Source organism: Erythrobacter fulvus (assembly GCF_028595285.1).
GTDB classification, from domain to species: domain Bacteria; phylum Pseudomonadota; class Alphaproteobacteria; order Sphingomonadales; family Sphingomonadaceae; genus Erythrobacter; species Erythrobacter fulvus.
Map to the genome: position 1 here is coordinate 75,982 of NZ_JAQQXQ010000011.1, position 24,317 is coordinate 100,298.

General features: G+C 64.8%; 20 protein-coding genes. 6 read left to right on the top strand and 14 right to left on the bottom strand.

The window, feature by feature from the left end; all coding sequences use genetic code 11:
- Positions 1-40 precede the first annotated feature (40 nt).
- Positions 41-541, top strand: a complete 501-nt coding sequence (locus OIK40_RS13250) for a flavin reductase family protein (protein WP_273678822.1) — start codon at positions 41-43, stop codon at positions 539-541.
- 10 nt (positions 542-551) lie between these two features.
- Here OIK40_RS13250 and OIK40_RS13255 read toward each other — a convergent pair whose 3' ends face one another.
- Both OIK40_RS13255 and OIK40_RS13260 read right to left on the bottom strand, forming a co-directional pair.
- Positions 552-1,664 (bottom strand): S-(hydroxymethyl)glutathione dehydrogenase/class III alcohol dehydrogenase, encoded by a 1,113-nt coding sequence (locus tag OIK40_RS13255; protein ID WP_273678823.1) that lies wholly within the window; start codon positions 1,662-1,664, stop codon positions 552-554.
- Positions 1,665-1,719: 55 nt separating this feature from the next.
- Positions 1,720-1,905 carry a C1orf53 family protein gene (locus OIK40_RS13260; protein WP_273678824.1) on the bottom strand — a complete coding sequence of 62 codons (186 nt, stop codon included), beginning with the start codon at positions 1,903-1,905 and terminating at the stop codon, positions 1,720-1,722.
- Positions 1,906-2,061: 156 nt separating this feature from the next.
- Between OIK40_RS13260 and OIK40_RS13265 the strand changes: the two genes are divergently transcribed.
- Both OIK40_RS13265 and OIK40_RS13270 read left to right on the top strand, forming a co-directional pair.
- Positions 2,062-4,485 carry a M1 family metallopeptidase gene (locus OIK40_RS13265; RefSeq protein ID WP_273678852.1) on the top strand — a complete coding sequence of 808 codons (2,424 nt, stop codon included), beginning with the start codon at positions 2,062-2,064 and terminating at the stop codon, positions 4,483-4,485.
- Positions 4,485-4,988, top strand: a complete 504-nt coding sequence (locus OIK40_RS13270; RefSeq protein ID WP_273678825.1) for a DUF6702 family protein — start codon at positions 4,485-4,487, stop codon at positions 4,986-4,988. The genes OIK40_RS13265 and OIK40_RS13270 overlap by 1 nt, the downstream gene beginning before the upstream one ends.
- On the opposite strand, the gene OIK40_RS13275 is transcribed toward OIK40_RS13270, so the two are convergent.
- The 8 genes from OIK40_RS13275 to OIK40_RS13310 all read right to left on the bottom strand — a co-directional run bounded on the left by OIK40_RS13275 (position 4,978) and on the right by OIK40_RS13310 (position 14,656).
- Positions 4,978-7,158: a putative bifunctional diguanylate cyclase/phosphodiesterase gene (locus OIK40_RS13275; RefSeq protein ID WP_273678826.1), complete on the bottom strand. Its 2,181-nt coding sequence runs from the start codon at positions 7,156-7,158 to the stop codon at positions 4,978-4,980. The two genes, OIK40_RS13270 and OIK40_RS13275, sit on opposite strands and share 11 nt — an antisense overlap.
- Before the next feature lie 85 nt (positions 7,159-7,243).
- Complete coding sequence (locus tag OIK40_RS13280; RefSeq protein ID WP_273678827.1) at positions 7,244-8,365, bottom strand: cobalamin-independent methionine synthase II family protein; 1,122 nt, start codon at positions 8,363-8,365, stop codon at positions 7,244-7,246.
- Positions 8,362-9,177 (bottom strand): alpha/beta fold hydrolase, encoded by an 816-nt coding sequence (locus OIK40_RS13285; RefSeq protein ID WP_273678828.1) that lies wholly within the window; start codon positions 9,175-9,177, stop codon positions 8,362-8,364. The genes OIK40_RS13280 and OIK40_RS13285 overlap by 4 nt, the downstream gene beginning before the upstream one ends.
- A 23-nt stretch (positions 9,178-9,200) precedes the next feature.
- Positions 9,201-9,746, bottom strand: coding sequence for a VOC family protein (locus tag OIK40_RS13290; RefSeq protein ID WP_273678829.1), 546 nt, complete (start codon positions 9,744-9,746; stop codon positions 9,201-9,203).
- 20 nt (positions 9,747-9,766) lie between these two features.
- Complete coding sequence (wrbA, locus tag OIK40_RS13295; RefSeq protein WP_273678830.1) at positions 9,767-10,369, bottom strand: NAD(P)H:quinone oxidoreductase; 603 nt, start codon at positions 10,367-10,369, stop codon at positions 9,767-9,769.
- A 12-nt stretch (positions 10,370-10,381) separates the two neighbouring features.
- A complete protein-coding gene (locus OIK40_RS13300) occupies positions 10,382-12,592 on the bottom strand; it encodes a TonB-dependent receptor (RefSeq protein WP_273678831.1) in 2,211 nt (736 codons plus the stop codon).
- A gap of 107 nt (positions 12,593-12,699) precedes the next feature.
- Entirely contained in the window at positions 12,700-13,515 is an 816-nt protein-coding gene (locus tag OIK40_RS13305) for an IclR family transcriptional regulator domain-containing protein (protein WP_273678832.1), read from the bottom strand.
- Entirely contained in the window at positions 13,496-14,656 is a 1,161-nt protein-coding gene (locus OIK40_RS13310) for a CaiB/BaiF CoA transferase family protein (RefSeq protein WP_273678833.1), read from the bottom strand. The genes OIK40_RS13305 and OIK40_RS13310 overlap by 20 nt, the downstream gene beginning before the upstream one ends.
- 93 nt (positions 14,657-14,749) lie before the next feature.
- Here OIK40_RS13310 and OIK40_RS13315 point away from each other — a divergent pair, with 93 nt between their 5' ends.
- Positions 14,750-15,529 (top strand): citryl-CoA lyase, encoded by a 780-nt coding sequence (locus tag OIK40_RS13315; RefSeq protein ID WP_273678834.1) that lies wholly within the window; start codon positions 14,750-14,752, stop codon positions 15,527-15,529.
- An 18-nt stretch (positions 15,530-15,547) separates the two neighbouring features.
- Here OIK40_RS13315 and OIK40_RS13320 read toward each other — a convergent pair whose 3' ends face one another.
- Both OIK40_RS13320 and OIK40_RS13325 read right to left on the bottom strand, forming a co-directional pair.
- A complete protein-coding gene (locus OIK40_RS13320) occupies positions 15,548-17,884 on the bottom strand; it encodes a thiamine pyrophosphate-binding protein (protein WP_273678853.1) in 2,337 nt (778 codons plus the stop codon).
- 181 nt (positions 17,885-18,065) lie between these two features.
- Positions 18,066-18,704: a murein L,D-transpeptidase catalytic domain family protein gene (locus tag OIK40_RS13325; protein ID WP_273678835.1), complete on the bottom strand. Its 639-nt coding sequence runs from the start codon at positions 18,702-18,704 to the stop codon at positions 18,066-18,068.
- A gap of 81 nt (positions 18,705-18,785) precedes the next feature.
- On the opposite strand from OIK40_RS13325, the gene OIK40_RS13330 reads away from it, so the two are divergent.
- Positions 18,786-19,925, top strand: a complete 1,140-nt coding sequence (locus OIK40_RS13330; protein ID WP_273678854.1) for a L,D-transpeptidase family protein — start codon at positions 18,786-18,788, stop codon at positions 19,923-19,925.
- A gap of 15 nt (positions 19,926-19,940) precedes the next feature.
- Here OIK40_RS13330 and OIK40_RS13335 read toward each other — a convergent pair whose 3' ends face one another.
- Both OIK40_RS13335 and OIK40_RS13340 read right to left on the bottom strand, forming a co-directional pair.
- Complete coding sequence (locus tag OIK40_RS13335) at positions 19,941-21,971, bottom strand: NADPH-dependent 2,4-dienoyl-CoA reductase (protein ID WP_273678836.1); 2,031 nt, start codon at positions 21,969-21,971, stop codon at positions 19,941-19,943.
- 15 nt (positions 21,972-21,986) lie between these two features.
- Positions 21,987-22,793: an enoyl-CoA hydratase/isomerase family protein gene (locus tag OIK40_RS13340; protein WP_273678837.1), complete on the bottom strand. Its 807-nt coding sequence runs from the start codon at positions 22,791-22,793 to the stop codon at positions 21,987-21,989.
- A 163-nt stretch (positions 22,794-22,956) separates the two neighbouring features.
- Here OIK40_RS13340 and OIK40_RS13345 point away from each other — a divergent pair, with 163 nt between their 5' ends.
- Entirely contained in the window at positions 22,957-24,138 is a 1,182-nt protein-coding gene (locus OIK40_RS13345) for an acyl-CoA dehydrogenase family protein (RefSeq protein WP_273678838.1), read from the top strand.
- The last annotated feature ends 179 nt before the right edge of the window (positions 24,139-24,317 follow it).

Here is a 24,317-nt window from a genome sequence, read left to right on the forward strand (position 1 = left end):
GCCGCCCCTGACCCACCAGCGCTTCATGCCGGAGACCCTCTTGCCCGACCCTCTGATGCCCGGCCCGGCCACCTTCCGCCAGCTGATGGGGCAATTCGCGACCGGCGTTGCAGTGGTGTCGGTGGAGACCGGCAACGGCGCGCTGGCGGCGATGACGATCAATTCGCTGGTCTCGGTCTCGCTCGAACCGATGCTGGTGAGCTGGAGCCTGCAGAACAGCGCGAGCCAGTTTGCCGCCTATGCCGATGCGCCGCGTTTTGCGTTCAGCATTCTGGCAGAAGGCCAGCAGACCATCGCCCGGCGCTATGCCGCGCGCGGCAGCAGCGCGCTGAGCCAGGCCGATTTCGAGACAGGCACGCATGGTCTGCCGGTTATTGCCGGTGCGCTCGGCCATGTCGCCTGCCGCCGCCACGCGGTGCATCCGGCAGGCGATCACACCCTGATCCTCGGCGAGGTCGAGGCGCTGGCGCTGGGCCAGGGCGGCGGTCGCCCGCTGGTGTTCTTCGGCGGGCGGTTCGGAGCGTTAGGACACGACGCCTAAGGTAAGGACCCTAGAACACCACGACGCTGCGGATCGACTTGCCTTCGTGCATCAGGTCGAAAGCGGTGTTGATCTCTTCCAGACCCATGACGTGGGTGATCATCGGGTCGATCTCGATCTTGCCGGTCATGTACATGTCGACGATTTTCGGCACGTCGGTGCGGCCCTTGGCCCCGCCGAAAGCGGTGCCGCGCCAGTTGCGGCCCGTCACCAGCTGGAACGGACGGGTGGCGATTTCCTTGCCCGCTTCGGCCACACCGATGATCACGCTGGTGCCCCAGCCGCGGTGGCAGGCTTCCAGCGCCGTGCGCATCACTTCGGTGTTGCCGGTGGCATCGAAGGTGTAATCAGCACCGCCGTCGGTCATTTCGACGACCTTCGCCACGATCTCCTCGCGGCTCATTCCTGAAGAGTTGAGGAAGTGGGTCATGCCGAAGCGCTTGCCCCATTCCTCGCGCGCCGGATTGATGTCGACGCCCACGATCAGGTTCGCCCCCGCCAGCCGCGCGCCCTGAATGACGTTGAGGCCGATCCCGCCGAGGCCGAACACCACGACCTTGTCGCCGACCTGCACCTTGGCGGTGTTGGTGACCGCGCCGACGCCGGTGGTGACGCCGCAGCCGATGTAGCAGGCGGACTGGAACGGCGCGTCCTCGCGGATTTTTGCGACCGCGATTTCGGGCAGCACGGTGAAGTTCGAGAAGGTCGAACAGCCCATGTAGTGATAGATCGGCTGGCCCTTGTAGCTGAAACGCGTGGTGCCGTCGGGCATCAGCCCCTTGCCTTGTGTGGCGCGGATTGCGGTGCACAGGTTGGTCTTGCCGGAAAGGCACGATTTACACTGGCGGCATTCCGGCGTGTAGAGCGGGATGACGTGATCGCCCGGCTTCACGCTGGTGACCCCCGCGCCGACTTCGCGCACGATCCCGGCGCCTTCGTGGCCGAGCACGCTGGGGAAGATGCCTTCGCTGTCGAACCCGTCGAGCGTGTAGGCGTCGGTGTGGCAGATGCCGGAGGCCATGATTTCCACCAGCACTTCACCGGCCTTGGGCCCTTCGAGATCAAGCTCGACGATTTCGAGCGGCTTCTTGGCTTCGAATGCAACGGCGGCGCGGGTCTTCATGGGACGAATCTCCTTTGGCGCGGCCTATCCTCGTCCGCGCGCGGCTTGGCAAGGGTCAGATACGGGTCGGCACCGCCTCGTGTCCGTATGGGCAATGGCGACAGCCCGAACCGCAGCATTTGCCGCGCGCCAAGTGGGCGATTGCGGTGAATACCGCGTAGCCCGTTTCCGGATCGCGATAGGTGTTTTCCCCGCGCGCGCAGGCGGCTTCGTGCAGGGCATGCCATGCGGGCTCGGTCATGGGGACCGCGTTAGAGCGATCGCATGCGCTCGCCAAGTCCGCAGCGCGGGAACATCCGGGGGCTTGCGGCATAGTAGTGGCTTGCGCCCGGCGCGCTTTTGCGCTGTGACGCCCGCGAACCCGACACCTGCCTTCCGGAGAACGCCCTTGCGCTTCGTGCTGTTTGTTGCCGCCCTTCTGTTTGCCATTCCTGCCCATGCACAGGGCATCCAGCAGACCAAGGGCAATTACGAGGACAAGTTCCGGCAACTCGACGAAGTCCTGCCGACCCCCAATACCTATCGCAATGCGAGCGGCGCGCCGGGGCACGAATACTGGCAGCAAAAGGTCGATTACAACATCACCGCGACGCTGGACGAACCGCGCCGCCGGATCACCGCCAAGGCGACGATCCGCTACACCAACAATTCGCCAGATAGCCTGCCGTGGCTGTGGATGCAGCTCGACCAGAACATCTTCCGCAATGATTCGATGGCCGAGATGACCGATGCCTTTGGCGGACCCGGCCGGCGCGGGCCCAAGGTCAGCCTCGGCAGCGCGAACGAGCCGACCAAGCTTTCGATGGACGAGCTGCGTCGTCAGCAGGCGATGGCCGACAATTCCTACGGCTATGACATCAACGCGGTGAAGACGCTGGCGGGGGCAGACCTGCCGCATACCATCGTCGGCACGCTGATGCGGATCGACCTGCCGCAGCCGCTCGCGCCGGGCGAAAGCACCGAGTTCACGATCGACTGGGCGTTCAACATCGTCGAGGAAGACGCGGTTGTGGCGCGTTCGGGCTACGAGCATTTTCCCGACGATCCGCGCAAGGGCGGCAACGACATCTTCCTGCTCGCCCAGTGGTTCCCGCGCATGGTCGCCTATTCGGACTACGAAGGCTGGCATAACAAGGAATTCCTCGGCCGCGGCGAATTCACGCTCGAATTCGGCGATTACACCGTCGAAATGACCGTGCCGAACGATCACATCGTCGCTTCGACCGGCGTGCTCCAGAACCCGGAAACCGTGCTGACTGCGGCCCAGCGCCAGCGGCTCGAAGCGGCGAAGGATGCCGATGCGCCGATGTTCATCGTCACCCCGGAAGAAGCCGCCGCCGCTGAACGGGGCAATCCCTCGGGCAGCAAGACCTGGAAATTCGCCGCGCAGAACGTGCGCGATTTCGCCTGGGCCTCAAGCCGCAAGTTCATGTGGGACGCACAAGGCCACAAGCAGCCCGGCGCCAAGCATGAAACCGTGATGGCGATGAGCTTCTGGCCCAAGGAAGGCGGCGATCTGTGGCGCAAATATTCGACCGCCGCAGTGGTGCACACCATGAAGGTCTATTCGCGCTTCAGCTTCGATTATCCCTATCCCACCGCGCAGTCCGTCAACGGGCCGGTCGGCGGGATGGAATATCCGATGATCACCTTCAACGGACCCCGGACCACGCTGAACAAGGACGGCACGCGCACCTATTCGCTGGCCGAAAAGGTGTTCCTCGTCGGTGTCGTCATTCACGAGGTCGGGCATATCTACTTCCCGATGACGGTGAATTCGGACGAGCGGCAATGGACCTGGATGGATGAAGGCCTCAATTCCTTCCTCGATTCGGTCGCGGGCTACGAATGGGATCCGGACATGCCGTGGACCCGCAGCCTGCCGCGCGACATGGTGAGCTATATGGTCTCCAGCCAGCAGGAACCGATCATGACCCAGTCGGATTCGGTCACCAATCTCGGCGCCAATGCCTATGGCAAGCCGTCGGCGGCGCTGCACCTGCTGCGCGACACGGTGATCGGGCGCGAGCGGTTCGACTTCGCGTTCAGGGAATATGCCCGCCGCTGGAAGTTCAAGCGTCCCACTCCGGCCGATTTCTTCCGCACCATGGAGGAAGCTAGCGGAACCGATCTCGACTGGTTCTGGCGCGGATGGTTCTACACCACCGATCACGTCGATATCTCGCTGGATTCGATCTACCGCCTGCGGATCGATACCGAAGACCCGGATATCGACCTGCCGCGCCGCCGCGCCGAGCGTGCCGACGAACCCGAAGTGGTCGGCATCGGCCTCAACGAACAACAGCGCCTGCCGATCTGGGTCATGGAAAATCCCGGCGTAACCGACTTCTACGACAAGAACGACGAATTCACCGTCACGCCCAAGGACCGCAAGAGCTATACCAGCTTCCTCGAAGGTCTCGACCCGTGGGAGCGCAAGGTGTTCGACCGCGCGGTGAAGGAGGACGCGAATTATTACGTTCTCAACTTCTCGAACAAGGGTGGCCTGGTGATGCCGATCATCCTCGGCCTGACCTTCAAGGACGGCAAGACCGAGAAGATGACGATCCCGGCCGAGATCTGGCGGCGCAATTCGCGCGATGTGGCCAAGCTGCTGGTGTTCCCCAAGGGCAAGGAGCTGGTGCAGGTTGTCGTCGATCCCGATTGGGAAACCGCCGATGCCGACATCGAGAACAACCACTATCCGCGCCGCATCATCCCCAGCCGGATCGAGGCGTTCAAGTCGGAACGCAGCAAGGCACGCGTCAGCCGCGACCTGATGGGTGAAGCCGCCGGTGCGGAGCCTGACGGGCGCAAGTGATGCTGCGGCGGTTAATCATGCTGCTGGCGCTCGCGCTGGCTCCGCTCGCGGGCGGGCCGGCGCTGGCGCACCAGCAGAAGATCGCGATCACCACGGTGTCGGCAAACCCGCGCACCGGGATGATCGAGGTCATCCATCAAGTGCCGGTGCACGATGCCGAACATGCGCTGACGATGCAGGGCGTGCGGTTGCCGGATATCGTCGGCAGCGCCAAAAGCCGCGAGGACTTCGCCAGCTACGTCACCACCCGCTTCCTGCTCGATGTGGACGGCAAGCCCGTCAGCCTCGCCTATGTCGGGGCTGAGATTTCGGGCGGCAGTCTGATGGTCTATCAGGAAGCTCCCGCGCCGAAGGGGGAGGCGACGCTGCGGGTCAATTCGCAGATCCTGACCGATGTCTGGGTACGGCAGGAAAACCGCGTCAACATCGGCAGCGGCACGAAGGTGACGACATTCATCTTCACCGCCGGAGACGCCGCGCGCGAGGCGCCGCTCACGCGCTGAGACGCACCGGTCCCGACGGGGCAAGCTGTGCGCGCAAATCCTCCAGCAGCGCCGGACGGCCATAGCGATAGCCCTGCACGTGGCGGCACCCGATGGCGCGCAGGAAGCTCTCCTGCTCCTCCGTCTCGACGCCTTCCACCACGACGCGCAGGCCGAGGCTGTGGCCCATCTGCACGATCGCCTGAATAATCAGCCGCGACTGGTGGTCCTCGCCGATCGCGGCGATGAAATCGCGATCGATCTTGACCTTGTGGATCGGGAACTGGCGCAGGTGGGTGAGCGAGGAAAAGCCGCTGCCGAAATCGTCGAGACAGACGGTAAAACCGCAGGCGTCGAGCATCGCCAATGAGGCATGGAGCTGGCCTCCGGCATCGAGCAGCATCGTCTCGGTCACCTCGATCGTGAAATTGGCAGGCGTCAGCGCGCTGTCGTCGACCACCTCGATCAGATGGCGCACGAAATCGTCCTTGCGCAGATCGGCTTCCGACAGATTGAGCCCGATCCGCGCGTCATTGCCCAGCAGATCGAGTATCGCGGGGCCATCGGCCACCACCTGATCCAGCATCACCCGCGACACCCGCCGCGAAAGTTCCGGGTCGAGCAGCGCGGAAAAAATCTCGCTGGCGGTAATCAGTCCGCCGTCCTCGCCCCGCAGGCGCAGCAGCGCCTCGAAGGAGACGATCCGGCCGGTTTCGAGCTCGACGATCGGTTGATAGGCGGAAATGGCACGCCCTTGGTTCAGCGCCGCGCGCAGCCGGGCGATGGCGTGCTGGCGTTCGCTTTGTCGCGCTTCGATCTGGCGGTTCCAGCACACCACGCTGCCGCGTCCGTCCTCCTTGCCGCGATAGAGCGCAAGATCGGCGCGGCGCATGATTTCCTCGCCGGTGCCCGCCTCTTCCATGCGCGCCACCCCGCAAGTCGCGCCAATGGTCAAAGGACTGCTGCCGAGCGCCACCACATTGTCGAGTTCGGCCGTCAGGTGGTGGAGAAAGGCGGTCGCCGCTTCCAGTGTCATTGCCGGCGGGAACAGCAGCGCAAATTCGTCGCCCCCCCAGCGCGCCAGAAACATGCCTTTCCCGATGCGCTTGTGGAGATGATCCGCGATCGCCACCAGCACCCGGTCGCCGACCAGATGGCCGAGCGTGTCGTTGACGTCCTTGAACCCGTCCAGATCGATCAGCGCAACGATTACCGGCTCCCGTTCGGCATGGCGCACTGCCGCTGCCAGCCTCCGGTCGAAGCTTGCGCGGTTGAACAGCCCGGTCAGCCGGTCGTGTTCGGCTGCGCGTTTGAGCGCGGCGCTGCGCAGGTGTTCCTCGGTGCAATCCTGAATGATCCCGGCAACGCTGTCGGGCCTGCCGTCGACATCGATCCGCTCGCCCACCACCCTGATGCGGCGACGTGCACCGTCGCTTCGCCGGATTGTGGTTTCGAATCCGAAGGGCTTGCCGTGTTCGATCGTCTCGGCGAGCGCGGCAGAGACCATTTCCCGGTCTTCGTTCTGGTAAAGCGCCACCGCTTCCTCGACGCTAACCGTGTGGCCCGGCTCCAGCCCGTTGATGACATATACCTGATCGGACCAGTGCAGCGCTCCGGTGGCCAGATCGACCCGCCAGCTACCGACATTCGCGGCGCGTTCCGCCTGCCGGAAGATTTGCGAGGTCTGCTTCAGCGCGGCATTGGCAAGGCTCAGTTCCCGGGTGCGGATTTTCAGCGCGATGCTCTGTTCGGCCAGTTCCGCCAGCACCTCCAGTGACGCGATCTGATCGGCACTGAAGGCGTTCGGTTCCGGCGAGAGGGCGCACAGCGCCCCCAGAACCAGACCCGCGCCGCTGCGGACCGGCACGCCGAGATAGGAGCGGATGAATGGCGCGCCGGTGACCAGCCGATTGTCACGGAAGCGTGCGTCCTGACGCGCATCGCCCACCAGCAACGGCCCGTCACCCAATGTGCACACGGCGCAGAAGGAGCCTTCCAGCGGCGTTTCGACCAACGACAGTCCGGTTTGACCGAGAAACCACTGTCGCTCGGCTTCGACCACCGCAAGCAGCGCGATCGGACAGTCCAGCATCGCGCTCGCCAGCAAGGTAATGCGCGAGAACAGCGCGCGGTCCGCGCTTGTCTCAAGGCCCAGGTCGCGGATGGCATCAAGGCGCGCGGAATGGTTCACAAACGGCCACATGCCGCTGATGGAATTAAGAAAATGCGCGAAAGGCCTTAGGTATGGCTTCTTTCCCGCCCTTTAGGGAATGTGCTCAGTAACGGCGGCCGGCGATCGCCGCGCCTTCGGCAAGCGCGGCCAGCTTGGCCCAGACGATTTCGGGGTCGAGCGCATTGCTGCCCGCGTGGACCGAAAAACCGCAATCGACGCCCGCCATCACCCGCTCGGCCCCCAGCAGGTCGGCATAGCGGCCGATGCGCTGGGCGATCAGATCGGGGTGCTCGATATAGGGGCTTTGCGGTTCGACCATGCCGGGGCACAGGATCTTGTCATCGGGCAGGGGATGATCTTCGAAGAAGGCGAATTCGTGTGCGTGGCGCGGGTTGGCGCCTTCAAGCAGTACGGTCTGCGGCTTGGCCGTCCAGACGATGTCGGCGATCTCATTGAGGGCCACGTCGCAATGGTGCGGGCCGGGGTAGTTGCCCCAGCACAGGTGCATGCGCAGCTGCTCTGCCGGGATGTTCTGGAGCGCGTGGTTCAATGCGGCGATGTTCATGCCGATGCGCTTGCGGAATTCCTCGGTGCTGAGGTGGGTGAACTGCACGTGGCGGCCCATCGCCAGATCGGGGCAGTCGACCTGCAAGGTGATCCCCGCTGCCGCGATGGTCTCGTATTCGTGGCGCAGGCCCTCTGCCAGGGCGAAGACATATTCCTCGTCGCTGGCATAGTACTGGTTGGGGAAGAACAGCGCTGTGACGCCGGGCGAGGCGGCGGACATGAAGGTGGCGTGGCCATTCGCCAGACGCTTCAGCCGCTCGGCATCAATGCGCGGCGCTTCCATGTCGATCACGGTGATGGGTGCGGTGCAGGCCGGGGCGGAACGCTTGGCGCGGCCCTTGTTGCCGAACACCTGCGCCTTGGCGCCGGGGAAGGCTTCGAGATCGGCGAATTCATACTGCCCTGCCTCGCCGCCGAAACCCGACAGGCGGTGCTTGATATAGGTGGCGTAGGAGGGCTTGGACTGCTCGCCGTCATTGACGATGCTGATGCCCGCCTCGATCTGGCGCTTGATGACATAGGCCGTGGCCTCTTCCACCGCGGCGTCGAAGGCCTCTTCCGAAACAGCCTCGCCGCCTTCGCGCGCGAAAACCAGATCGAGCAGGGCTTCGGGGCGCGGCAGGCTGCCGACATGGGTGGTGGCAAAGCGGGTGGTCATGCTGGGGCCTTTGGCTGAAGGAACTGGGCAAGGGCAGTGTTGAACGCGGCCGGATTGTCGGCATTGGCGAGATGGCCGGCGCCGGGAATTTCCCGATGACGCGCGCGCGGGGCGAGCGTGGCGAGCACCCGCGCGCATTCGCGCCGCCACAGGGTGTCATGCGCGCCCGTCATCGCCAGTACCGGCATGGCCAGCAGCGCCGCTGCCTCGCGCGGGAAACCGGGAACGTGGCTGGGCGCAAGCAGATCGCGCCCGTCATAATCGGCGAGGATTTCGCGCATCAGCGCGCGCGCCTGACTGCTGTGGGTCTCCATCAGCGGATGGCGCGACCACTCGGCGCGCAGGCGCTCCAGATCGCCGGCGGCGGCGAGTGCGCGGAAGCGGTCGAGGTCGATCACCTCCTGCCGTTCCACCAGTGCCGGCAGCGGCGCGCCGGACACAACAAGGCCGGTAAGGCGTGATGCGAACTTGCGCGCCACGTCGAGCGCCACGACCGCCCCCTGCGACAGGCCGACCAGCGCGAACCGATCGAACCCGAGGAAATCGGCGATGGCGATGACATCATCGGCCTCGCGCGCGAGATCGGGGGGCGCAGTCGACGCGCCGCAGCCGCGCCGGTCGGGCATGACGAGGAAGAATTTGGTGCTCAGCTCCGCAATTTGCGGAGCCCACATCCGGTGATCGAGCGTCCAGCCGTGGAGCAGGATGACGGGTGCGCCTTCCCCCGCCATCCAGATAGGCAGCGTGCCGCCATGCACGGCGACTTCGCCATGCCACAGATCGGCCGGGGAAGGGACGCGCGCGGCAAGCATGTGCTGACGCGTCCCCCCGTGCCTCACGCTGCTTCGGCGGCGCGAAACGGGTTGTTGTTGTGGTGATCGCCCGCCAACCAGCGCTTCAGTTCCGCATGGGCCGAAGCGCGACGCTCGGCATCCAGCGGCGCGGCGCGCTCGTCGTCATGGGTGAATTCCAGGATCATGCCGTTGGGATCGGTGACATAGAGCGAGCGGCAATAGCCGTGCTCCAGCACATAGGTCTGCGGCTCGGTGATGCCGGCGGCGGCGATCCGCCGCGCGAGTTCGGCCTGCCCATCGGCATCGACGTGGAGCGCGATGTGAATGAAGGGGCTGGCCGGCATTTCGGGGCCGAATTCGGCCTGATCTTCCGGATCGGCGAACTGGAAAAAGGCCAGCGCGCTGCCATCGGCCAGTTCGAAGAACACGTGGCAATAGACCCGCTCCTTGCCGAACAGCTCGTCCTTCTCGCAATAGGTTGCCATCAGGGGGAAGCCGAGCACGTCCTCGTAAAAGGCGCGGGTCGCTTCGAGGTCCTTGGTCACATAGGCGGTGTGGTGCAGGCGGTTTGCAAGGATCTTGGTCATCTGCTCTCTCCCTTGATCAATCAGGCGGCCAGCTTGGCGGCGATCTGCGCGACGTGCGCACCCTGGAAACGTGCGCCGGCCAGTTCGTTGTCGCTCGGCATGCGGCTGCCGTCGGCACCCGCAAGCGTCGATGCGCCATAGGGCGTGCCGCCGCTGATCTCGCCCATCTCCGAATTGCCCTCGAAGGTATAGGGCAGGCCGACGATCACCATGCCGTGATGCAGCAGGGTGGTGTGGAACGAGGTGATGGTGGTCTCCTGCCCGCCGTGCTGGCTGGCGGTGGAGACGAACACCGAACCGACCTTGCCGACCAGCGCCTTGGTGAACCACAGTCCGCCGGTCTGGTCGAGGAAGTTGCGCATCTGCGCGGCCATGTTGCCGAAACGGGTGGGCGTGCCGAAGATGATCGCGTCATAATCGGCCAACTCGTTAGGATCGGCCACGGGCGCGGCCTGATCGAGCTTGATCCCGGCTGATGCCGCGACATCGTCAGGCACCAGTTCGGGCACGCGCTTCACGCTGACTTCGGTGCCGGGGACGCTGGCGGCGCCTTCGGCAACCGCAGCGGCCATCGCCTCGATATGGCCATAGCTCGAATAGTAGAGCACCAGCACCTTGGTCATGATTTTACCCTCTTAGAACTTGTAGCCGATTTCGACACCATAGCGCCGCGGGCGCGCGCGGAAAACGAACCCGCCGGGCGAGAATTCCGCGTTGTAGACCTCGTTGAACAGGTTCTGGGCGAAGGCGGTGACCGACACGCCGCTGTCCAGCTTCACGCCCGCGCGCGCATCGACGATGTCGACCGGATTGCGCACGGTGGTGTTGAACGGTTCCCACCATGTCTTGCCGGTGCGGCGGTAGTCGATCCGCAGCAGGCCATCGATGGTGTCGGAGATCGGCCCGGCATATTGCGCGCCGAGGTTAAGCGTGTAGCGCGAGATCTGCGGCGCTTCGTTACCGATAACGCTCGCATCGGGAAATTCCTTGATCTCGCTGTCGGTCACGCCGATCGCGGCGTTGATATCGAGGTTCGGCAGCACCTCCGCGCTTGCTTCCAGCTCGAAGCCGTTGATCCGGGTCTCGGGGATGTTGCCGAGGTTCTGGGTCGAGGATTGGGCGAGGAAGACGAAGAAATAGCTGTTCTTCGACAGGGTGGTGTAGGCCGCGCCCGCCAGCCGCACTGGGCCGAGCTGCGCCTTGGCGCCGATTTCGAAGGTGTCGGCGGTTTCGGCCTGGAAGATGTCGCCCACGCCGACGATGTTTGCGTTGACCGATTCCGCGCCGACGCCGGTCTGGTTGAACCCGCCCGAACGGAAGCCGCGGCTGTAACCGCCATAGATCGTCAGATCCGGGGTCGGCTCGTAAGTCAGCGTGATCTTGGGCTGCCAGTCGTCGAACACCGCGGTGCGAACCTCGCCGCTCTGCGCCTGCGGCACGCCCGGCACCACCGGCAGGAAGCCCTGCGGGGTCAGCGTCGTCTGGCGGCGCTTGTCACGGTCGTAGCGCAAGCTCGCATCGACCCGGAATTCGGGGCTCAGCTCGTAACCCGCATTGGCGAACAGCGCCCAGGCAAAGTTGTCCTGCCCGTCGGCCAGATAGCTGAACTGGGGGTTCAGCGGATTGGTCGACGGGGTGCGGAACACCGGGAAGACGCCGTTGCCGGTGTCGATCATGTTGCCGGTGGAAATGAAGCGTTCGGTATCGATCAGGTAGCCGCCGACCATCCAGTTGAACGCCCGCCCGTCATTGGGCGAGGCCAGCCGCACTTCCTGGCTGAACGCTTTGACGTCGAGGAACTGGCTCTGGTTGAGGTCGAAGCCGTTGCCCGGGCCGAAGATCGTCTCGAACAGGTTGAAGAAGAAGCTGTCCTCGATCGGCAGGAAGTCGAAGGCGTCGCCGGTGAGCACTTCCTCGAGCGTGTCGTAGGACGAGATCGAGGTGAGCACCGCGTTGTCGCCCTCGTATTCAACCTTGAGCGAGACGTTGTAGATGTCGCGATCGTTCTGGCCGCGATTGTTCACGCGCACCGGCGCGATGTCGTTCACGTCGGCGACGATGTTGTAGTAGAGGCCCTGGGTGCGCAGCTGGTTGACGCTGCCGCGCAGGTCGATCGTCAGGCGATCGGTCGCCTCGACCAGCAGATTGCCGCGCAGGCTGAAATCCTCGACCGGATCGGCGTCCTCGCCGAGGAAGGTATTGGGGATGAAGCCGTCGGTGTCGTAATACGAACCGGCAACGCGGAAGAACACGTTGTCCGCCAGCGGGCCGCTGATGCCGCCGCGCAGGAAGTAGCCGAAGCCGTTATCGATCCCGGCGGTGATGTTGCCGGAAAATTCGTCCGTGGGCTTCTTGGTGGTGATGATGATCGCGCCGCCGATGGCGTTGCGCCCGTAGAGGCCGCCCTGCGGGCCTTTCAGCACTTCGATCTGTTCGATATCGAACAGGTCCTGATTGAACTGGGCAGGGTTCACCTGCTGCACCCCGTCGACGATCACCGCGACCGAGGGTTCGGAATTGCGGTTCTGGGTGATGCCACGGATGATAACGAAGGCGTTGCCCGCGTTTTGCGTTTCGACCAGATTGACGTTAGGGGTCAGCGCGATGAAGTCGGCCGGGCGTTCGATCCCGGCATTCTCGATCGCCTGGGCGTTGAAAGCGGTCACCGCTGCGGGGGTGTCCTGAAGGCTTTCCTCGCGGCGCAGGCCGGTGACGATGATGCCCTGATCCTCTGCCGTGTCTGCCGCAGGAGCGCCGTCAGTGTCCTGCGCGGCGAGCGGAGCGGCGGCCAGCGCGGCCGTAGCGAGCGCGAGTGTGCTGACGAGCTTCGAGCCCGGAATCTGCATAATTCTCTCCCCTGTAGGCGCTTTGCGCCCCTGCTTCGGTCCCCTCCGAAGTGCATCAGATATTGACTTCGCAATGCGAAGTCAACTTCGATATGCGAAAATATGCGTCAGGGCCGCAGCGATGCCTCGAGTGCGGGCCAGCGCTTCAGCGCCCCTTCGATCTCGCCCGCAGCCGCGCGCAGCAGCGGCAGGCGCGTGCGCACCAGTTCGTCCTGCGAGATGCGGGTGGTGGAGGTGGAGCAGTTGATCGCCGCGATCACGCGCCGGTCGCGCCCGAACACCGGCACCGCGACCGAGACGATGCCGTAATCGAGCTCGTCCAGCGCCGAATCATAGCCGCGCGTCGCCACCAATTTAAGCCGTTCGTCCAGTGCCGCGCCTTCGGTAACGGTGCGTTCGGTGAAGCGCTGGAACGGCGCCTGCGCCAGCAGCGCAGCGCGTTCGGCTTCGGGCAGGTTCGCCGCCACCGCTTTGCCGAGCGAGGTGGCGTGAAAGGGAAAGCGCGTGCCGACATTGGCCGCGACCCGGAACCGCCGGTCGGTCGAGACATGGGCGACATAGAGGATCTCGTCACCCGAAAGCACCGCGAGGCTGGCGCTGTCGCCGGTCTGGTCGCGCAGGTGCTGCAAGGGCGGCAGCACAACCTGTTCGATCTGCATCGAGGCAAGGAACGCCGATCCGATCGTCAGCACCGCCGGGCGCAGCAGGAACTTGCGTTCATGCTGGCCGACATAGTCAAGCTCCACCAGCGTGATCAGGCAGCGCCGTGCCACCGCCGGGGGAAGGCCGGTGCGCGCCGCGACCTCGCTCAGCGTCATTTCCGGATGATCCTCGTCGAACGCCTTCAGAACGCGCAGGCCGCGTTCAAGCGTGGAGAGGAATTCGGGGTCCTTGGCTGACGGATCAGCCCCTTCGTATCCCATGCGTCGGCCTTTCGATGCTGCGACGGATGTCCGCGTCGTCGCTTCCCAATACGGGCGGTGCGGTGACGCTGTCCATCCGCTCGCCATCGAAGCTGAGCGGGAAACGGATGGTGCGGAACGGCCCGTGCGGCCCCTCGGGATCGCACACCTCGATGCCCAGCGCTTTCGCCTGGGGGCTTTCAAGCACTTCGGCCGAGGTGTGGACCGGCGAATTGGGCACTTCAAGCCGGGTCAGCTCCGCCGCCCAGTCGTCGCGCGGGCGGCTGGCGAAGATCGGCGCGAGGAAGGCGACCACGTCATCATAATGTTCGATCCGCGCCTCGCGGCTTTCGAAGACCGGGAGCGAGAGCATGTCGGGGCGGCCCACGGCTGTGGCAAGGTTCTCCCAGAACTTGGGCGGCGATGACATGTGCAGCGCGATCCACTGCCCATCGCTGCACTGGAACACATAGCTCTGCGAAACATGCGGGCGGCTATAGGGCCCCATCACCTGATCGGCGGACAGCAGGTGGGTGAAATCGTCGAGGTTGAAATGGCACATTGCCTCGAACATCGAGGTTTCTACCACCCGGCCCTTGCCCGTCACGTGCCGTTCGTTGAGCGCGGCGAGAATGCCGAGCGCGGTGTAGAACCCCGTCATCGCATCGGCGATTGCCGGGCCGACGACGCGGGGGTGTTGGGGATTGACGAGCAGCCGCAGGAAGCCGCTGGCCGCCTGGGCGACGGTGTCGAATGCCGGGCGATCGCGATCCGGCCCCTCGTTGCCGAAGCCCGAGATCGACGCGTAGACAAGCCGCGGGTTGATCGCTTGCAAGCGTTCGGCATCGACATTGAGGCGGCCTGCCACGCCTGGACGGAAGTTCTGGATGAAAACGTCCGCGTCCTCGACCAGCCGATCGAGCACGGCAAGATCATCGGGCTGCTTGGGATCGATGGTGATCGACCGTTTGTTGCGGTTGTAGGTCTGGAAGTGCGGCGAGTAGAGCCCGCCCTTGAAATTGCGGAACGGATCGCCGGTGCCGGGCTGTTCGACCTTGATGACGTCGGCACCCAGATCGGCGAGCAACATGCCCGCGGCAGGGCCGGTGATGAAGGTGCCCATTTCGAGCACGGTAACGCCTGCCAGAGGTCTTGCCGTCATCCGCCTGATCCCGCTTTCTTGTCTTGACAATAGGATGATACTATATTCTTCGCATACCGAAATCAACTTCGATTAACGAAAAAAGGAACAGCCATGCGCATCGGCAAGCAGGACAACGCCATTACCTCGATCTGCACCTCCGATGCGACCAGCATCACCGTGCGCGGGCTTGATCTGTGTGACGAGGTGATCGGCAAGCTCGATTTCACCAGCTATTTCTGGCTTCTGGTGACCGGCACCATGCCCGAGCCGCGCCAGAAGGCACTGGCCGATGCGGTGCTTTGCGCGATCGCCGAACATGGCCTGGTTCCCTCTGTCGTTGCCACCCGCATGACCTATGCCGCCGCGCCCGAGGCGTTTCACGGCGCGGTCGCAGCCGGCCTGCTCGGCTGTGGTTCGGTGGTGCTGGGTAGCGCGGAAGTGGCGGGCAAGTTCTACGCGCAGGTTGTCGCCGATGCAGAAGGCGGTGACGCCGCCGCGACCGCCAAGGCGGCGATTCTGGCGCTGCGGGCCGAGAAGAAGGCAATTCCCGGCTTCGGTCACCCGCAGCATTCGGGCGGCGATCCGCGCGCGCACCGCCTGCTGGCGCTGGCGAAGGAACACGGTATGGAAGGCAGGCACATCGCCATGCTGCGCACCATCGAAAGCGTGCTGCCCGATGCCATCGGGCGCAGCCTGCCGATCAACGTCAATGGTGCGATTCCCGCGGTAATGCTCGACGCCGGTTTCCCGCTCGCGGCGCTCAAGGGCATTTCGCTTCTCGCCCGCACCGCCAGCCTGATTGCGCACCTGCAGGAAGAAACCGAACGTCCGATCGGCTTCATCATGAGCGGCGCTGCGGCAGAACGGATCGGGTTCGAATCCGGCGAATGATGCGCCGACCTGCGCGACTTAATCCAGAAACAGTTCCGCCACCGCGTCGATAATCGCGTCGGTGTCGAGGCGATAGGTGCGGTAAAGGTCGGGCAAATCGCCGGTCTGGCCGAAGCGGTCGGTGCCGAGCGGGCTTACCCGCTGGCCCTTTACGCCGCCGAGCCATGACAGCGCCGCCGGAGAGCCGTCGAGCACCGTTACCAGTCCGGCATCCGGGGCAAGCTGTCCGAGCAGCGTCTCTATATGGCTTGTCGTGCGCGCACCGTCCTTCCAGCGCGCCGCCCGGGCCGCCGACCAGTCGCGATGCAGCCGGTCGGGCGAGGTTACCGCGAGCAGGCCGATACCGGGCAGATCATCCTGCAACGCCTCCCACGCGGCGAGCGCCTCGGGCGCGACCGCACCGCAATAGGCGATCGCCGCCTTGGCCCCCGGCGCTGGTTCGCGCAGCCAGTAGGCACCGGCAAGCGCGCCCGCTTCCCATGCGTCGTCGCCGCGCACCTGCTGTTCGATCTGGCGGGTGGTGAGACGCAGGTAAACCGAGCTGCCGCCGTCCGCCTGCATGTGTTCGAAAGCGAAAGCCATCAGCAGCGCGACTTCGTCGGCAAAGGCAGGCTCGAAGCTTTCCAGCCCCGGCTGTCCCATCCCGATCAGCGGGGTGTTGATCGACTGGTGCGCGCCGCCTTCGCCTGCCAGCGTGATGCCCGAAGGCGTGCCGACCAACAGGAACCGCGCGTCCTGATAACAGCCGTAATTGAGCGCATCGAGGCCGCGCGCGATGAAGGGATCATAGACCGTGCCCACCGGCAGCAGCCGCGTGCCGAAATGCGGTGCGGAAAGGCCGAGCGAGGCGAGCAGCAGGAAGAAATTGTTCTCTGCAATGCCCAGCTCGATATGCTGGCCGGCGGTATGCGCCGCCCATTTCTGCGCCGAGGGAATGCGCGCCTTCTGGAAGACGTCGGCCAGTTCCTGCCGCCGGAACAGCCCGCGCTGGTTGACGAAAGCGCCCAGATTGGTGGTCTGCGTCACATCGGGCGCGGTGGTCACCAGCCGGTCCGCCAGCGGTTCGTCCGACTTGGCGAGATCATAGAGCACCCGCCCGAAGGATCCTTGCGTCGATTGCACCGCGCCTTCGGGCACGGGCAGGCGCGCAGGCACGGGAACGGCAGGCGCATGATGCTCCGCCGCCTTGCGGGCGATCGGGCTGTCCTTGACCAGGGCTTCGAGGCTGGCGGCGAGATTGTCGCCAAGGCCAGCCCACTTGTCCCATTCCTGACCCGGCTGGAGGCCGAGTTCCGCACGCAGTCCTTCGATCTGCGCGGTGTTCATCATGCCCGAATGGTTGTCCTTGTGGCCCGCCAGCGGCAGGCCGTAGCCTTTCACGGTATAGGCGATGAACAGCGTCGGCTGATCGTCGGTAACGCTGTCGAATGCGTCGAGCAGGGTTTCGATGCAATGCCCGCCGAGATTGGTCATAAGCCGGGCCAGTTCGGCATCGTCATGGCTATCGAGTAGCGCGCTGATCCCCGGAACCTCGCCCAGATCCTTCGTCAGCCGCTCACGCCAAGCCGCGCCGCCGAGATAGGTCAGCACGGCAAAATCGGCATTGGGGCAGTTCTCGATCCAGTCTTCCAGCGCCTTGCCACCCGGCCGCTTGAACGCTTCGCGCTGCAGGCGTCCGTGCTTCATCGTCACCACCCGCCAGCCGCAGGTTTCGAAGATGTCGTCAAAGCGGCGGAACATGCGGTCGGCAGTGGTCGCGTCGAGGCTCTGGCGGTTGTAATCGACGATCCACCAGCAATTCCTGAGGTCGTGCTTGTAGCCTTCGATCAGGCATTCGTAGATATTGCCTTCGTCCAGTTCGGCATCGCCCATAAGCGCGATCATCCGGCCGGTATCGGCTTCGGCCAGCTGACCGTGAGCGACAAGGTAATCCTGCACCAGGCTGCTGAACGCCGTCACCGCCACCCCGAGGCCGACCGATCCGGTGGAGAAGTCGACCGGGATCGTGTCCTTGGTGCGGCTGGGATAGGACTGCACCCCGCCGAGCCCGCGGAACCGCTCCAGCTTGTCGCGGGTCTGTTCGTCCAGCAGGTAATGGATCGCGTGCAGCACCGGTCCGGCGTGCGGCTTTACCGCCACCTTGTCCTGCGGGCGCAGCGCATGGAAATAGAGCGCGGTCATGATCGCGGTGATCGAGGCGCAGCTTGCCTGATGCCCGCCGACTTTCAGCCCGTCGCGCTTTTCGCGGATGTTGTTGGCATTGTGCACCGTCCACGAGGAAAGCCAGCGCAGCCGCGCCTCGATCTGGGTGAGAAGCGCAATCTGCTCCTCGCGGGAGTGGGCGTCTGCGGCAATCCGGGCGGCGGGTGCGTTCACTCAGGGATGCTTCCGGTCAAACGGCGCGGATCAAAGGCGGAATTGGCTGCCGCCGCGCCTCGGGTGATCAGGCATTCATTCGAGCGCCCGCGATTACGAACTCGGCATCGGGAGAGCAAGGGGGAAGGCCGCGGTGCGACCTCCACCGCCGGAAAGTGCCTCAGCCTGCCGCGAACAGCAGCCGCCCGGGGCCAAGCCGTTCCAGCACTTCCCCGATCTCGGCCTGCTCGAAGGCGAAACAGCCGAGGCTGCGACCGATCCGGCCCTGCCTTTGCGCCATGCCGCGATCGACATACCCCGCGCCGTGGATCACGATGGCGCGGGCATAGGCCATGTCGTTTTCGTCCTCCAGACCATGCAGGCGGCGCGAACGGCCATGCTTTCCGACATAGGTGTCGCCGGTAAGGAAGCTCCCGCGCGAGGAAGCATTCGAGCCCGGACGGTTGGAGAAACGCTGGACGAAACCGCTGTTCGACGGGTCCGATCCGCGTCCGTGCGAAACCAGATAGGATTTCTCGATCCGGCCGCCGGCCACGTCGACGAGCATGAAACGCATTTCCTTCGAGTGCCGCGAAAAATCGGCAAGGGCGATGCGGTCACGATGGGCGATGCGTCCCGAATGGCGATCGAGCGCCGAGAGCGCCTGACGCAGCGCCAATGGCATGTCGGCGTTTCCCGTCTCGCCGGGAAGCGGCGATGACGGGTTCCGCAAGACAGGGTTGGCGAGCGTTCCGGGGGCAATAAGGCTCGCGCCGGCGATAAGCGCGGCGCCAAGGACGTGGCGGCGTTGCAAGTTCATGTGCGATCCGATGGTTTGTGCTATTTTGGCAAAAGATCGGGGTGCAGTGCGGGGATGCAAGGGAGGAGACGGGTTTTGGCGATGAGACGTGGCCTGATTGCGGTGATGCTTGCCATGCTTCTGGCAGCGCCGTCCCTCGGGCAGCAGCCCGAACCTGGCGCGCCCGAATGGTCTGTCACCGACCTGGCGAGTCTTGGAAGATGGATCGACGCCGCGCCCGAAGACGCGCTGCCGCGCCTGTCCACCGCTGCGCTCGACACGGCGGTGGCGGCGGGCGATCGCGAGCGGATCGACGAGGAGGCAGGCGCACTCGCCTTGCGGCTGGCGCGTATACATCTGCTGGGAAGCGCGGCGCCGTCCGAGCGGACTGGATGGAGGATCGTCGATCCCGATCGCGAGATCGCGCTGGCCCCGATGCTGGAACAGGCATTGGCGAGCCATACGCTCGACACCTTCTTCGCGCTCCAGCGCCCCGCGCATCGCCAATATGCGGCCTTGCGGCGAGCCTATGCGGACGAGCAAGACGCGGAGAAACGCCGCACCATCGCGCGCAACATGGAGCGGTGGCGCTGGATGCCGCGCTCCCTCGGATCGGACTATGTGCTGGTCAATGCCGCGCGCTTCGAGGCGACCCTGTGGCGCGATGACGAGCAGGCCGGGACGTGGCGGGTAATCGTCGGCAAGCAATCCACGCCGACGCCGGTCTTCGATGCGACTATCGAAGGCGTGATCCTCAATCCCTGGTGGGAAATCCCGGCCAGCATCGTGCGCGAGAGCGTGGGCGCGCTGGTCAGGCGCAATCCCGCGCTGGCCCGGCAGCGGGGTTATGTCTGGTCAGGCGGCAGATACCGCCAGCGTCCGGGGCCGAACAATGCCCTTGGCCAGATGAAGCTGGTGATGCCCAACCCCTTTTCGGTCTACATGCACGACACGCCGTCCAAGCAGCTGTTCGACGAGGAGGTGCGCGCCTACAGCCATGGCTGCATTCGCACCGACGACGCGCTCGGCTATGCGGCGACCCTGCTCGACGGGGTGAGGACCCGCGAAGAGATCGACGCGATCATAGCCTCGGGCAAGACGACGACGGTCCGGCTTGCGCGCCCGATCCCGGTTTACGTCGCCTATTTCACCGCCGTGAGCGATGGCGAGGGCGGCGTCATGGTGCTGCCCGACATTTACCGGCGCGATGCGGCAATCCGGAGCGTGCCAAGCGGCAACTGACCGCCCGGGCGAGGTTCAGGCGACCAGTGCCAGTTCGGTCGCCTGCTTGATCGCCTGCTTGGCATCGAGCTCGGCGGCCTCGAAAGCGCCGCCGATCAACACCGGCTTCGCGCCCTTGGCGACCAGTTCGTCATGCAGCGCGCGGGCGGGCAACTGGCCGGCGCAGATGATGATGGTATCGACTTCGAGCACCTGCGGCTGGCCTTCGATCCGGATATGCAGTCCGGCATCGTCGATCCGGTCATATTCGACCCCGGCGACCATCTTCACCCCGCGCCGTTGCAGCGTCAGCCGATGGGTCCAGCCGGTCGTCCGGCCAAGCCCCTTGCCGACCGCGCTGGTCTTGCGCTGGAGCAACCAGACCTCGCGCCCGCTCGATTGCACCACCGGCGTGACGCCGGTGACGCCGCCGCGCGGATGGTTCTTGAAGTCGATGCCCCATTCCTTCGCGAACACCTCGACATCGAGCGCGCCAGAAGGGCCGTCGTGGGTGATAAGCTCGGCAACGTCGAAACCGATCCCGCCCGCGCCCATGATCGCCACCCGCTGGCCGACGCTGGCCGTGCCGCGGATCACGTCGATGTAACGCACCACCTTGGGGTGATCGATGCCGGGGATATCGGGCATGCGCGGCTCGATACCGGTGGCGATGATGATTGTGTCATAACCGCCAGCCAGCAGATCGTCTGCCGAAACGCGGGTCGAAAGGCGCAGGTCCACCCCGTGCTTGTCGATCATCCGTCCGAAATAGCGCAGGGTTTCGTAGAACTCCTCCTTGCCGGGCACCCGCTTGGCGAGGTTGAACTGCCCGCCGATCTCGTCTGCCGCATCGAACAGGGTCACATGGTGGCCGCGCTCTGCGGCAAGGGTAGCGTAGGCGAGGCCTGCCGGGCCCGCACCGACCACCGCGATCCGCCTGGGCGTGTCAGCCGCGGTCAGCGTCAATTCGGTCTCGCGGCAGGCGCGGGCGTTGACGAGGCAGGATGTCTCGCGGCCCGTGAAGGTGTGATCGAGGCAGGCCTGATTGCAGCCTATGCAGGTGTTGATCTCGTCCTCGCGGCCTTCATACGCCTTATTCACCAGCTCGGCATCGGCCAGCATCGGCCGCGCCATCGAGACAAGGTCGGCATCGCCGCGCGCCAGCACCGCCTCGGCCACATCGAGCATGTTGATGCGGTTGCTGGTGATGACGGGGACGGAGACTTCCTTGCGCAGCCGACCCGTCACCTGCGCAAAGGCCGCGCGCGGCACCATGGTGGCAATCGTCGGCACGAAGCTTTCGTGCCAGCAGAAATGGGTGGAGATTACGTCCACCCCTTCCGCTTCGAGCGCGCGGGCAAGGCTGGCCACCTCGTCCCACGCAAGGCCGCCTTCGAGCATGTCCATCGCTGAAATGCGGAAGATGAGGATGAAATCCGGGCCGACTGCGGCGCGCGTCCGGCGCACGACTTCCAGCGGGAAGCGCATCCGGTTTTCCCACGATCCGCCCCAGCGATCGGTGCGCAGGTTGGTCTTTTCGACGAGGAAGGTGGAGATGAGATAGCCGGCCGAACCGATGATCTCGACCCCGTCATATCCGGCCTCCTGCGCCAGCGCGGCACAGCGGGCGAAGGCGGCGATCTGTTCCTCGATCCCCTCCTCGTCGAGTTCGATCGGCGTATGGCGGCCGATGCGCGACTTTACGGGCGAGGGGGCGACCGCACCGGGCACGCCCGCCAGCGGCCCGGAATGGAGGATCTGCATGCAGATTTTGACCTCGGGATCGGCGGCGTGGACGGCCTGCGTCACCTCGCGGTGCATCGCCACTTCGTCCGGCCCGGTCAGCTTTGCGCCATAGCCGCCACTGGGGTGCGGCGAAATGCCCCCCGTTATGATCATGCCGACGCCGCCCTTCACCCGCTCGGTGAAATAGGCGGAAAGGCGCTTGGCCGGTTCGGGGCCGTCTTCGAGGCCGGTATGCATCGATCCCATGATGATGCGGTTCTTCACCACCTGCTTGCCGATGGTAAGGGGTGAGAAGATGTGCGGATATCTGGGGTGGGTCATGGGTGTCGGTGGCCTTCAATCGGGAATATAGTCGGGGCGGCGCTTTTCGAGGAACGCGCGCATGCCTTCGGCAAAATTGGGGCTGGCGGCCGTCATCAGCTGGTTGCGGTTCTCGATCGCCATCGCCGCTTCGAGGCTGGCGGCATCGACAGCCATGTTCAGGCCCTCCTTGGTCATGCGCAGGCCCATCGGCGAGGCGAGGAGCATGTCATCGACATAGCTCTGCGCGGCGGCTTCCAGCTGATCGTCGGCGACCACCTCGCTCACCAGCCCGGTCGCGAGCGCGCGGGGCGCGGTGATGAAGCGCCCGGTCAGCATCAATTCCGAGGCCAGAGAAACCCCCACCAGCCGCGGCAGGAAATAGCTCACCCCCATGTCGCACGCCGACAGGCCGAGGCGGATGAAGGCGGCATTCATCCGCGCGCTTTGCCCTGCAATGCGGATGTCCGCGGCGAGCGCGAAGGCAAACCCCCCGCCGCAAGCCGCGCCGTGCACCGCCGCAATGATCGGCTGCGGGCAGCGGCGCATCTTGATGTAGACATCCGCAAGGAAGCCCTGAAAGCCGAAGCCGCCACCAAACGGGACTGCCGACGGATCGCGGGTGCCGTGATCCTTGATGTCGAGCCCAGCGCAGAACGCCCGGCCCGCGCCGCGCATCACCACGATACAGGTCGTCCGGTCGTGATAGAGCGCGCCGAAATAGTCATTGAGCTCGCCCGCCATTTCGGCGGTGATCGCATTGAGCGCATCGGGCCGGTTCAGCGTCAGCCAGTCGACCTGCCCGCGCTTTTCCACCGTGATCGTCTGATACTGCCCTGCCATCCTGCTCTCCGCCACTCTCCTGCATCGTTTCGCAAAGCTTGTAGCGGGCGCAAAGCACTTGTTGCTCTAGCAATTCGCGCAGGTGCATTTTGGTCGCTAAGGCGTCTTAGAGAGGTTTGAGGCGGGCATCAGGCATGCCGCCGGCAAGGGAACGGATATAGACATGACGATCAGCACCGAAGCGCTGGAAATGGCTGCACGGGTCGAGGCTTTTGTCCGGGAAAAGATCTTTCCCTACGAACAGGATCCCCGCCGCGACCACCATGGCGCGCCGACCGACGCGCTGGTGATGGAGATGCGCGAACTGGCGCGCGAAGCAGGCGTGCTGACCCCGCATATCCGGCCCGACGGTAGCCATTTCAACCAGCGCGAAACCGCCGTGATCCTGATCAAATCGGGCCTCACCCCGCTCGGCATGCTGGCCTGCAACACTCAGGCGCCCGACGAGGGCAATATGTATCTGATCGGCAAGGTCGGCAGCGCGGATCTGAAAGAACGCTTCCTCACTCCGCTAGTATCGGGACGCGCGCGTTCGGCCTTTTTCATGACCGAGCCTGCCGAACTCAATGGCGCGGGCGCGGACCCTTCGATGATGATCACCACCTGCCGCAAGGACGGCAACCATTGGGTGATCAACGGCAAGAAGTGCTTCATCACCGGGGCCGAAGGCGCAAAGGTCGGGATCGTGATGGCCAAGTCCGAAGACCCGGACAGCGCGGGCGGGGCCTGCATGTTCCTTGTCGATCTGCCCGACCCCGCGATCCAGATCACCGCCGTGCCCAACACCATCGACAGCTCGATGCCCGGCAGCCATGCCGAAATCACCATCGACAACCTGCGGGTGCCCGCCGACCAGATGCTGGGCGATGCGGGCGAGGGGTTCAAATATGCCCAGATCCGCCTCTCGCCCGCACGCCTGTCGCACTGCATGCGCTGGCTGGGCGGCTGCATGCGCGCGCAGGAAATCGCGGTCGATTACGCCAACCGCCGCACGGCCTTCGGCAAGCAGCTGATCGATCACGAGGGCGTGGGCTTCATGCTGGCCGAGAACATGATCGACCTTAAGCAATGCGAGCTGATGATCGACTGGTGCGCCAGCGTGCTCGACACCGGATCATTGGGGACAGTCGAAAGCTCGATGACGAAGGTCGCCGTGTCCGAGGCGCTGATGCGTGTAGCCGACAAGTGCGTGCAGGTGATGGGCGGCACGGGCGTGACCGACAAGACCATCGTCGAGACGATGTTCCGCGAAATCCGCGCCTTCCGCATCTATGACGGCCCGACCGAAGTCCACAAGTGGAGCCTCGCCAAGAAGCTGCGGCGCGACTGGAAAGCCGCGCAGTAGGCAGCGCCTCCCCCAGCGCACGCGGGCAGTGTCTTGCCCAGGCAGGCGGAAGTTCTGTGCCGGAATACGGGCGCGCCGGAGCACCTGCCTTTCCACTTCCTTCATAACATTATAGTGTTGGGCCTCGAAGTCGCGCTGGTCCGGTGAACCGGTGCCGTGCCCGCCTACTGAATGTTGGC